The organism is Proteus sp. GOKU (assembly GCF_015475555.1).
Lineage (GTDB): Bacteria > Pseudomonadota > Gammaproteobacteria > Enterobacterales > Enterobacteriaceae > Proteus > Proteus mirabilis_B.
The window spans coordinates 2,953,547-2,963,358 of record NZ_CP034105.1 but is presented as its reverse complement, the minus strand read 5'-3'; the positions used below and the strand labels follow the sequence as shown (position 1 = coordinate 2,963,358).

At 42.4% G+C, this 9,812-nt stretch carries 9 protein-coding genes; all 9 read left to right on the top strand.

Going from position 1 to position 9,812, the window contains the following annotated elements; genetic code table 11:
* Position 1 precedes the first annotated feature (1 nt).
* The 9 genes from murD (at position 2) to lpxC (ending at position 9,793) form a co-directional block, all read left to right on the top strand.
* A complete protein-coding gene (gene murD / locus EHE21_RS13770) occupies positions 2-1,312 on the top strand; it encodes a UDP-N-acetylmuramoyl-L-alanine--D-glutamate ligase (protein ID WP_194950948.1) in 1,311 nt (436 codons plus the stop codon).
* Complete coding sequence (gene ftsW, locus EHE21_RS13765) at positions 1,312-2,505, top strand: cell division protein FtsW (RefSeq protein WP_088494922.1); 1,194 nt, start codon at positions 1,312-1,314, stop codon at positions 2,503-2,505. Before murD ends, ftsW begins: the two co-directional genes overlap by 1 nt.
* Positions 2,502-3,584, top strand: a complete 1,083-nt coding sequence (gene murG / locus EHE21_RS13760; protein ID WP_088494923.1) for an undecaprenyldiphospho-muramoylpentapeptide beta-N-acetylglucosaminyltransferase — start codon at positions 2,502-2,504, stop codon at positions 3,582-3,584. Before ftsW ends, murG begins: the two co-directional genes overlap by 4 nt.
* A 41-nt stretch (positions 3,585-3,625) precedes the next feature.
* Positions 3,626-5,089: a UDP-N-acetylmuramate--L-alanine ligase gene (gene murC / locus EHE21_RS13755; protein WP_088494924.1), complete on the top strand. Its 1,464-nt coding sequence runs from the start codon at positions 3,626-3,628 to the stop codon at positions 5,087-5,089.
* A 5-nt stretch (positions 5,090-5,094) separates the two neighbouring features.
* Positions 5,095-5,451: a hypothetical protein gene (locus EHE21_RS13750; RefSeq protein ID WP_194950947.1), complete on the top strand. Its 357-nt coding sequence runs from the start codon at positions 5,095-5,097 to the stop codon at positions 5,449-5,451.
* Position 5,452: 1 nt separating this feature from the next.
* Positions 5,453-6,238, top strand: a complete 786-nt coding sequence (gene ftsQ, locus EHE21_RS13745) for a cell division protein FtsQ (RefSeq protein WP_088494926.1) — start codon at positions 5,453-5,455, stop codon at positions 6,236-6,238.
* 45 nt (positions 6,239-6,283) lie between these two features.
* Positions 6,284-7,540: a cell division protein FtsA gene (ftsA, locus tag EHE21_RS13740; protein ID WP_098942190.1), complete on the top strand. Its 1,257-nt coding sequence runs from the start codon at positions 6,284-6,286 to the stop codon at positions 7,538-7,540.
* Positions 7,541-7,610: 70 nt separating this feature from the next.
* Positions 7,611-8,777, top strand: a complete 1,167-nt coding sequence (ftsZ, locus tag EHE21_RS13735; protein WP_088494927.1) for a cell division protein FtsZ — start codon at positions 7,611-7,613, stop codon at positions 8,775-8,777.
* Positions 8,778-8,875: 98 nt separating this feature from the next.
* Positions 8,876-9,793 carry a UDP-3-O-acyl-N-acetylglucosamine deacetylase gene (lpxC, locus tag EHE21_RS13730; protein WP_036913397.1) on the top strand — a complete coding sequence of 306 codons (918 nt, stop codon included), beginning with the start codon at positions 8,876-8,878 and terminating at the stop codon, positions 9,791-9,793.
* The last annotated feature ends 19 nt before the right edge of the window (positions 9,794-9,812 follow it).

Below are 9,812 nucleotides of genomic sequence, written 5' to 3'. Positions count from 1 at the left end.
AATGGCAAATTATCAGGGAAAAAAAGTAGTTGTTGTTGGGCTTGGAATAACAGGCCTTTCCTGCGTTGACTTTTTTATCCGCCAAGGTGTTACGCCTAAGGTTATTGATACACGCCAAAAACCAGGAGGCTTAGATAAGCTTCCTGCTGACGTTGAATATCATACAGGTAGTTTTCATCAAGCATGGCTTAACGATGCTGATTTAATTATCTCAAGTCCGGGTATTGCACTTTCAACACCTGAGCTTGTTGAAGCGGCAAATCATGGCGTTGAAATTGTCGGTGATATCGAATTATTTTGCCGTGAAGCCCAAGCACCTATTGTTGCAATCACTGGTTCTAACGGTAAAAGCACCGTGACAACGATAGTAGGTGAAATGGCAAGCGCAGATGGTATTCGCGTTGGGGTCGGTGGCAATATTGGTGTTCCCGCTCTGACCTTATTAACCGAGCCTCATGATTTATATGTATTAGAGCTATCAAGCTTCCAATTGGAAACGACTTACAGCTTACAAGCTGCGGCTGCAACGGTATTAAATATTAGCGAAGATCATATGAATCGCTATCCGTTAGGATTAGAGCAATACCGTGAAGCAAAACTGCGTATCTACGATAACGCTAAAACCTGCGTTTATAACGAAGATGATGCATTAACGTTACCTTTAGCAGGTAAAGATAATCGTTGTGTTAGTTTTGGTGTCGGACAAGGTGATTATCAGCTTGATAACACAAATCGCATTTTAAAAGTGAAAGGTGAGAAAGTCCTTTCGACAGCTGAAATGTATCTGTCAGGACAGCATAACTATACCAATGCATTAGCCGCATTAGCGCTTGCTGATGCAGTGGGTATTTCTCGTAAAGCTGCAACCGAGGTACTGAAAACGTATCACGGTCTTGCTCATCGTTTTCAATTAGTTTATTCACATCAAAATGTACGTTGGATAAATGACTCGAAAGCGACCAATGTGGGAAGCACAGAGGCGGCATTACGAGGGCTAGAAGTTGAAGGCACTCTGCATCTTTTATTAGGTGGAGATGGGAAATCGGCTGATTTCTCTTCTTTATTGCCTTATATCAGCGGCGACAATATTCGTCTGTACTGTTTTGGACAGGATGGACAAGCATTGGCAAATTTACGACCAGATGTCTCTTTATTAACAGTGACAATGGAAGAAGCCATGCGAGCTTTAGCACCGACTGTAAAATCAGGAGATATGGTATTGCTCTCTCCGGCATGTGCAAGCTTAGATCAGTTTAAATGTTTTGAGCAGCGTGGTGATGAATTTGCGCGTTTAGCAAGGGAGCTTGGCTGATGAGCATATTCGCAATGCGAAGATTAAAACAGTGGCTAGTGGGCAGTTATCAAACTGAGAATACGGCATTTGTGCCGTATGATCGCACTTTGCTCTGGTTTACTTTCGGATTAGCGGTTGTCGGCTTTGTTATGGTGACATCGGCTTCAATGCCGGTGGGTCAACGTCTTGCAGAAGACCCTTTCTTATTTGCGAAACGTGATGGCATCTATATCGTTGTCGCATTTTGTATTGCGTTAGTCACTATGCGTATTCCAATGGCAATTTGGCAACGTTATAGCAGCTTGATGCTGTTTGGCTCGATACTTCTTTTATTGGTGGTATTGGGAGTTGGGAGTTCAGTAAATGGTGCTTCACGCTGGATTGCGGTGGGGCCATTAAATTTCCAGCCTGCTGAATTATCAAAACTTGCACTGTTTTGCTATCTATCGAGTTATTTAGTTCGAAAAGTTGAAGAAGTTAGAAACAACTTTTGGGGTTTCTGTAAGCCGATGGGTGTGATGTTAATACTGGCTGTTTTATTGTTATTACAGCCAGACTTAGGAACGGTTGTGGTTTTATTCGTAACAACATTAGCGCTGCTATTTTTAGCGGGCGCTAAAATTTGGCAATTCTTAGCTATTATAGGCTCAGGAATTGCGGCTGTTGTTATGTTGATTATCGTTGAACCTTACCGTGTTCGACGTATTACTTCTTTCTTAGAGCCTTGGGAAGATCCATTTGGTAGCGGTTATCAGCTTACACAATCTCTAATGGCATTTGGCCGTGGGGATTTACTGGGACAAGGTTTAGGAAACTCAGTACAAAAATTAGAATATTTGCCTGAAGCACATACCGACTTCATTTTCTCTATTCTTGCCGAAGAACTTGGTTATATCGGTGTGGTTTTGGTGCTTTTAATGGTATTCTTCATCGCTTTTCGTGCGATGCAAATTGGACGACGTGCGCTGATCCTCGATCAACGTTTTTCAGGCTTTTTAGCTTGCTCTATCGGGATCTGGTTTACATTCCAATCATTGGTCAATGTAGGCGCAGCAGCAGGCATGTTGCCAACAAAGGGATTAACCCTTCCTCTTATTAGTTACGGTGGTTCGAGCTTGATTATTATGTCAACCGCCATCGTGATGTTATTACGAATTGATTATGAAACACGTCTAGCACAAGCTCAGGCGTTTGTAAGGAGCCCGAAATGAGCGAGCGTAGACGCCGTTTAATGGTTATGGCTGGTGGTACTGGGGGGCATGTATTCCCAGGACTGGCTGTTGCTCATTATCTACAATCCCAAGGTTGGGAAATCCGATGGTTAGGAACGGCAGATAGAATGGAAGCCGATTTAGTGCCTAAACACGGTATCGAAATTGAATTTATTCGCATCTCAGGCTTACGTGGCAAAGGAATTAAAGCGTTAATCGCAGCCCCTATTCGTATTATTAAAGCGATTTTCCAAGCTCGTGCCATTATGAAGCGCTATCAGCCAGATGCTGTACTTGGTATGGGTGGCTATGTTTCAGGTCCGGGCGGTGTTGCTGCTTGGATGTGTGGGATCCCTGTTATTTTGCATGAGCAAAACGGTATCGCTGGATTAACCAATCGCTGGTTATCTAAAATTGCGAAACGTGTATTACAGGCTTTTCCGGGGGCATTTCCTAAAGCTCCTGTGGTTGGAAATCCCGTTCGTGAAGATGTATTGGCACTTGAAGCACCTTCAGTACGATTAAAAGAGAGAACAGGGCCTGTTCGTGTACTGATTATTGGTGGTAGCCAAGGCGCTAGAATTTTAAATCACACCTTACCTGTAGTTGCAGGTTTGCTAGGTGAACATGTTACAATCTGGCATCAGGCAGGAAAAGGTGGCGAAAGTGATACAAAAACACGCTATCAGAACGAATTAGCAAAAAATTCAGTTAAATCTGAATATAAAGTTACTGAATTTATTGATGATATAGCGCAAGCTTACCAATGGGCTGATGTTGTGGTGTGTCGTTCAGGTGCATTAACGGTCAGCGAAATTGCCGCAGCGGGATTACCCGCTATTTTTGTTCCTTTCCAGCACAAAGATAGACAGCAATATTGGAATGCACTGCCGCTAGAAAAAGCGGGTGCCGCGCGAATTATCGAGCAAAATGATTTAACTCCAGAAGTCATTGCACAAACCCTGAAAAATTGGGATAGAGAAACCTTGTTAGCGATGGCAGAGAAAGCAAAAAGTGTTGCGATTACGGATGCCACAGAGCGCGTAGCAAATGTGATAATCGAAGTGGCAAAAAAATAAACGTAACTTGTAACCATTAACTTAGAGTGAAGAAGTAAATAGTGAATACACAACAACTGGCAAAATTAAGATCGTTTGTGCCTGAAATGAGAAAAGTTAAGCATATTCACTTTATCGGCATCGGTGGTGCGGGTATGGGGGGAATTGCCGAAGTGCTGGCTAACGAAGGTTATGAAATCAGCGGTTCTGATTTAGCACCGAACGTAGTCACACAACAGCTCGTTGCCTTAGGCGCAACAGTCTATTTTAATCATCGCCCTGAAAATATTCGCGGCGCAAGTGTTGTTGTGGTTTCGACAGCAATCAGTGCTGAAAACCCTGAGATTATTGCAGCAAGAGAAGCGCGTATTCCGGTTATTCGTCGTGCTGAAATGCTGGCTGAATTGATGCGTTATCGTCATGGTGTTGCGATTGCCGGAACACATGGTAAAACCACAACAACAGCGATGATTTCAAATATTTATGCGCAAGCGGGTTTAGATCCTACTTTTGTTAATGGTGGACTTGTTAAATCGGCTGGCACGCATGCTCGTTTAGGTTGCAGTCGTTATTTAATTGCTGAAGCTGATGAAAGCGATGCATCATTTTTACATTTACAACCCATGGTTGCTGTCGTTACGAATATCGAAGCAGACCATATGGACACATATCACGGTAATTTTGACAATCTAAAAGAGACGTTTATTACTTTTTTGCACAATTTACCATTCTATGGCCGTGCAGTGATGTGTCTGGATGACGATGTCATTCGTTCGATTATTCCTAAAGTAGGGCGTTATATTACGACTTATGGCTTTAGTGAAGATGCTGATGTTCGTATTACGCATTATGAACAAAAAGGTGCTCAGGGCTTTTTCACTATATCTCGTGAAGGTATGCCAGATTTGCAAGTTGTCTTAAATGCACCCGGTCGTCATAACGCATTGAATGCGACGGCTGCAGTTGCTGTAGCCACAGAAGAAGGTATTGCTGACGAACATATTTTAGCGGCATTACTTAACTTCCAAGGTACTGGGCGTCGTTTCGATTTCTTAGGTAACTACGGTCTTGAGCATGTTAATGGTCAAGAAGGTGAAGTGATGCTAGTGGATGATTATGGTCATCATCCAACAGAAGTTGATGCAACGATTAAAGCAGCGAGAGCAGGATGGCCAGATAAACGTCTAGTGATGATTTTCCAACCTCATCGCTATACCCGTACTCGTGATTTATATGAAGACTTTGCCACTGTTCTCAATCAAGTTGATATTTTATTATTAACAGATGTTTATTCTGCAGGGGAAGCGCCTATTGCAGGTGCCGATAGTCGCTCACTTTGTCGAACAATTCGCCAACGTGGGAAGCTAGATCCTATCTGGGTTTCTGATGTGGATAATATTTCATCAATATTAGCGGGTGTAATAACAGATAATGATCTTGTTTTAGTTCAAGGTGCTGGAAATATTGGTAAAATAGCGCGTCGCTTAGCAGATACGAAATTACAGCCATCTTTCAGCGAGGATTAAGACGGATGTTTGAGCAAGTGAACATCATTTATGGTGAAATAGTCAATAAAACAACTGTAATGATGGAGTGTTATGAAGAAAGTAACACTGAATTGGCGAAAAAAATGATCGAGAATTCGCTTGCTCAAATCTGTGTTGAGAAAAAATTTCAGTTAAAAAGTAAGAAAAACGAAGAAAAATTCGCAATTTCTTCTTTTAAAGTAAATAATTCTCAACAGATTGAACAATTTAGTGATTTAATTATCAAACCTAAAGGTGTTCATAAAGTATATATATGTAGGAAAAGTATTAATCGCTGGAATATCGGACAAAAGGATGGGCGATTCTCTCGTTTAAACGTTGCTCAGGAGTTAGTGGGTTAATATGTCACAAGCAGCGCTAAATATAAAAGAACATAAAGAGAAGCAACATTCTGACAGACCGAGTAATGGTACTTATTTATCAGGATTAATCTTTTTCTTATGTGTGATTGCCACCATCGTTTGGGGTGGGATACAAGTGGTTAACTGGATGAAAGACGCGAATCGTCTACCAATCTCAAAACTTGTATTAACAGGCGAGCGGCATTACACAACGAATGATGATGTGCGTCAGGCGATTTTGTCTTTAGGACAGCCGGGCACATTTATGACACAGGATGTGAATATCATTCAGCAACAAATTGAACGGATGCCATGGATTAGGCAAGTCACTGTTCGTAAACAGTGGCCTGATGAACTTAAAATCCATCTGGTAGAGTATGTTCCCTTTACCCGTTGGAATGATACTTACTTTCTTGATAAAGAAGGGCGTGTTTTCAGTCTGCCAACGCAGTTGGAAACCAAAGGAAGTTACCCTTTGCTATATGGCCCACAAGGAAGCGAAAAAATGGTGTTGTCAGGTTATGTCGCAATGAGAGATCAACTTCTTGCTAGTAACCTGAATTTAAAAGCAGCGTCAATGTCTGCCCGTCAAGGATGGCAATTAGTTTTAGACAATGATGTCCGATTGGAGTTAGGTCGTAAGGATAACGAAAAACGGATCGCTCGCTTTATTGAGTTGTATCCGATACTGCAACAACAAACAGATAAACGAGTTGATTACGTGGATCTGCGTTATGACAGTGGTGGTGCAGTCGGATGGGCTCCTTTATTACTTGAGAATGAATAAACAAGACGTGGCAGATGACACGATGAAGGCGAAGGCAGAACAATAATGATCAAAGCGACGGACAGAAAATTAGTAGTTGGTCTTGAGATTGGTACGGCCAAAGTAGCCACCCTTGTCGGTGAGATCCTGCCTGATGGCGTAGTGAATATTATCGGGGTGGGAAGTTGTCCATCTCGGGGCATGGATAAAGGTGGCGTTAACGATCTCGAATCCGTCGTAAAATGCGTGCAACGGGCGGTAGATCAGGCTGAATTAATGGCTGACTGTCAAATATCTTCAGTATATTTGGCGTTATCAGGCAAGCATATCAGTTGCCAAAATGAGATTGGCATGGTGCCAATTTCAGAAGAAGAAGTGACTCAAGATGATGTTGATAGCGTGGTACATACCGCGAAATCCGTCAAAGTAAAAGATGAACACCGTGTTTTACACGTGATACCGCAAGAGTATGCCATTGATTATCAAGAAGGGATCAAAAACCCAGTTGGATTATCGGGTGTGCGTATGCAGGCTAAAGTTCATTTAATTACCTGCCATAACGATATGGCAAAGAATATTGTAAAAGCAGTTGAACGCTGTGGGTTAAAAGTAGATCAACTGATTTTTGCGGGACTGGCTTCAAGTTTCGCTGTATTAACAGAAGATGAACGTGAATTAGGTGTGTGTGTTGTTGATATTGGTGGCGGTACAATGGATATCGCTATTTATACCGGTGGAGCATTAAGACATACCCGCGTTATTCCTTATGCAGGCAATGTTGTAACCAGCGATATTGCTTACGCTTTTGGCACACCGCCAAATGATGCGGAAGCTATCAAAGTTCGTCACGGTTGTGCATTAGGATCTTTAGTTGGTAAAGATGAAAATGTCGAAGTTCCAAGTGTCGGAGGCAGACCACCAAGAAGTCTGCAACGACAAACTCTTGCTGAGGTGATTGAGCCTCGTTATACCGAACTGCTCAATCTTGTTAATGAAGAGATTTTAAAAGTTCAAGAACAGTTACGCCAGCAAGGGATTAAGCATCATTTAGCCGCAGGTATCGTGCTAACAGGTGGTGCTGCACAGATTGATGGACTTGTTGAATGTGCTCAACGTGTTTTCCACACGCAAGTACGGATCGGTAAACCGTTAAATATTACCGGGCTAACAGATTATGCGCAGGATCCCTACTACTCAACAGCGGTTGGGCTCTTGCATTACGGTAAAGAATCTCACTTTGGTGAGGAAACTGAAACCGAGAAACGCTCTGCTGTCGGTGGTTTATTTAAGAAACTCACTGGTTGGCTAAAAAGAGAGTTTTAATAATCAGACAAATTTAAAAAGAGGTCGTTTGAGCAAGCGGCCCTGAGAAGGCACAAAACGGAGAGAAATTATGTTTGAACCTATGGAATTAACCAACGATGCGGTGATCAAAGTCATCGGCGTTGGTGGCGGCGGCGGTAATGCGGTTGAGCACATGGTTCGTGAACGTATTGAAGGCGTAGATTTCTTTGCAGTCAATACGGATGCTCAAGCGCTACGTAAAACAGCGGTCGGACAGACTATCCAAATTGGTAATGCCATTACGAAAGGCTTAGGTGCAGGTGCAAATCCTGAAGTGGGCCGTAATGCTGCTGAGGAAGACCGCGAAGGGTTACGTGCAGCACTTGAAGGTGCCGATATGGTCTTTATCGCAGCAGGTATGGGCGGTGGTACGGGTACTGGTGCTGCGCCTGTTGTTGCAGAAGTGGCTAAAGAATTAGGCATTTTGACCGTTGCTGTAGTAACTAAGCCTTTTAATTTTGAAGGCAAAAAACGCATGGCATTTGCGGAGCAAGGTATTACTGAGTTATCAAAACATGTTGACTCATTAATCACTATTCCAAATGACAAATTATTAAAAGTACTTGGTCGTGGAATTTCATTATTAGATGCGTTTGGTGCAGCTAATGATGTATTAAAAGGCGCAGTTCAAGGTATCGCTGAGCTAATTACTCGTCCAGGTTTAATGAACGTTGACTTTGCTGACGTAAGAACTGTGATGTCTGAAATGGGTTATGCCATGATGGGATCTGGTGCTGCGAAAGGTGAAGATCGTGCTGAAGAAGCAGCAGAAATGGCGATTTCAAGTCCATTATTGGAAGACATCGACTTATCTGGCGCACGTGGTGTGTTAGTCAACATCACTGCAGGCTTTGACTTACGTCTTGATGAATTTGAAACAGTGGGTAATACCATTCGTGCATTTGCATCAGATAATGCGACTGTGGTTATCGGTACATCCCTTGACCCAGAAATGAATGATGAATTGCGTGTGACTGTGGTTGCAACAGGTATTGGGATGGACAAACGTCCAGAAATTACACTGGTAACTAATAAACAGAATCAGCAAAGCGCAATGGAGAATCGTTACCAGCAAATGCAAAATAGCATGTCTTCTTTCTCTGCCGTAGAAGAAAGCAAGCCTGCTGCAAAAGCCGTTAACGAACAATCTACTCAGGCAAGCAAAGAACCGGATTATTTAGATATCCCTGCGTTCCTGAGAAAACAGGCTGATTAATCGCCAAAAAGATTGGCATCTCCGCTTTTTGTGCTAAACTGTCCTGCCAATTATAAGTATAATGATTGGTAGGACGGATAACATTGCGAGATAAAATGATGATCAAACAACGGACATTAAAACGAATTGTACAAGCAACTGGTGTGGGACTTCACACGGGTAAAAAAGTTACGCTTACAATGCGTCCGGCGCCAGCAAACACTGGGGTCATCTACCGTCGTACTGACTTAAATCCACCGGTGGATTTTCCAGCAGACGCAAAATCAGTTCGTGACACTATGTTATGTACTTGCTTAGTTAACGAAGACGATGTGCGTATATCAACCGTTGAGCATTTAAACGCAGCACTGGCTGGTTTAGGCATTGATAATATCGTAATTGAAGTGAATGCACCTGAAATTCCAATTATGGATGGAAGTGCGGCACCTTTTGTTTTCTTGTTACTTGATGCAGGCATCGAAGAACTTCGTACTGCGAAGAAATTCATTCGCATCAAAGAAACAGTACGTGTAGAAGATGGCGACAAATGGGCAGAAATGCGTCCATACAACGGGTTTAAATTAGATTTTACTATCGATTTTAATCACCCTGCCATTGATGCAAGTACACAGCGTTATAAATTAGATTTCTCCGCGGAATCTTTTATGAGCCAAATCAGTCGTGCTCGTACTTTTGGATTTATGCGTGATATCGAATATTTACAATCTAAAGGATTGTGTTTAGGCGGAAGCTTCGATTGTGCAATCGTAGTTGATGACTATCGTGTTCTCAACGACGATGGTCTGCGTTTTGAAGATGAATTCGTTCGTCACAAAATGTTGGATGCAATCGGTGATTTATTTATGTGTGGCTATAACATTATTGGTGAATTTACCGCGTTTAAATCAGGTCATGCACTGAACAATAAATTGCTCCAAGCTGTATTAGCAAAAGAATCTGCGTGGGAATTCGTCACATTTGAAGACGAAGCGCAAATGCCAGTGGCATTCAAAGCTCCCTCAATGGTCTTTGCTTAATTCCTGCGAAGGAAAGCGC

Excerpts from the sequence above, each read along its gene's own strand:
- murD (WP_194950948.1), top strand. The coding sequence starts at position 2 with ATGGCAAATTATCAGGGAAAAAAAGTAGTTGTTGTTGGGCTTGGAATA.
- ftsQ (WP_088494926.1), top strand. The coding sequence starts at position 5,453 with ATGTCACAAGCAGCGCTAAATATAAAAGAACATAAAGAGAAGCAACAT.
- ftsA (WP_098942190.1), top strand. The coding sequence starts at position 6,284 with ATGATCAAAGCGACGGACAGAAAATTAGTAGTTGGTCTTGAGATTGGT.
- ftsZ (WP_088494927.1), top strand. The coding sequence starts at position 7,611 with ATGTTTGAACCTATGGAATTAACCAACGATGCGGTGATCAAAGTCATC.
- EHE21_RS13750 (WP_194950947.1), top strand. The coding sequence starts at position 5,095 with ATGTTTGAGCAAGTGAACATCATTTATGGTGAAATAGTCAATAAAACA.
- lpxC (WP_036913397.1), top strand. The coding sequence starts at position 8,876 with ATGATCAAACAACGGACATTAAAACGAATTGTACAAGCAACTGGTGTG.
- ftsW (WP_088494922.1), top strand. The coding sequence starts at position 1,312 with ATGAGCATATTCGCAATGCGAAGATTAAAACAGTGGCTAGTGGGCAGT.
- murG (WP_088494923.1), top strand. The coding sequence starts at position 2,502 with ATGAGCGAGCGTAGACGCCGTTTAATGGTTATGGCTGGTGGTACTGGG.